The 565-nt window shown below is 69.6% G+C and carries 1 pseudogene; it reads right to left on the bottom strand.

The features are described from left to right. Window positions 1-26: 26 nt before the first annotated feature. A pseudogene (locus PWG71_RS28640) lies at window positions 27-565 on the bottom strand (NYN domain-containing protein); the annotation flags it as partial.

Genomic DNA, 565 nt, shown 5'->3' with positions numbered 1-565 from the left:
TCCACCTTCCGCACTCGCACACGGCGCTAGTGTCTGGCCCGCTCCAACGCCTGCCAGAACCCTTGGCGCAGTCCGTCCCGGACCTCGTCGCGCAACAGGTGGTCGATCGGCAGCGAAGACCCCTGGAGCAGACGCGCCTCCAGGTCGGAGGGCATCCGAGGCCTGCGGGCGAGGACGGCCTCCACCCACAGGGCGGGGGCCTCTCGCGCGATCGACTCCGCGAAATCGTTCCCTTCTCCGTGCGCGACACGCACCGCTTCGTCAACGGTATGCGCGCCGGCGTGCGTCTGCTGGGGATATCCGGGACCGGACCGCGATTCGCGGTATCCGGTCGCCCCGAACCCGTCCTCGTGACCGGGACCAGTAGGCGGTGCGCTCCCGTAGGAGGAGGGCACCGAACCGCGATGAGCGGTGTCAGTTGCCGTACTGGTCCCATAGGTAGGGTTTACGTCGTTCGTACCCCCACCCCCGTACCCGGGGCCTTCCCCTCCGGGGAACCTCGGGTCCTGTGGTCGCCCCGTTCTGGGTGGCGCGTGGCCTTGACGGCCGTCCTCCGCGAAGGAGC

It is taken from the genome of Nocardiopsis sp. N85 (assembly GCF_028882275.1).
GTDB classification, from domain to species: Bacteria; Actinomycetota; Actinomycetes; order Streptosporangiales; family Streptosporangiaceae; genus Nocardiopsis; species Nocardiopsis lambiniae.
Note: the sequence above shows the minus strand (reverse complement) of the source record. Positions and strands in the feature narration are given on the sequence as shown.